1 pseudogene is annotated in these 270 nt (G+C 74.4%); it reads left to right on the plus strand.

Annotation, left to right across the window (positions count from 1 at the left end):
• Window positions 1–270, plus strand: a pseudogene (locus SB751_RS30755) (hemolysin D); the annotation flags it as partial.

The raw sequence follows: 270 nt of genomic DNA on the forward strand, positions 1-270 counted from the left end.
GTGAGCGCCTTGCTGGTGGCTGAAGGCGACCCGGTCCGGGCCGGCCAGGCGCTGGTACGGCTGGACGATACCCGGGTGCGTGGCGAGGCGCGGAGCCTGCGCGCGCAGCAGGCGGCCGTCATGGCCCGCGAAGCGCGCCTGCTGGCCGAGCGCGATGGTCGGGATGATCTTGCGGCGCCCGATGCGCAGGCGAATGCCGAAACGGCCGCCGCCTACGCGATGGAGCGCCAACTGTTCGCCAGCCGCCGCGCGACGCTGGCGGGCGAACTG

Source organism: Cupriavidus sp. SIMBA_020 (genome assembly GCF_046535395.1).
Classification (GTDB): domain Bacteria; phylum Pseudomonadota; class Gammaproteobacteria; order Burkholderiales; family Burkholderiaceae; genus Cupriavidus; species Cupriavidus campinensis.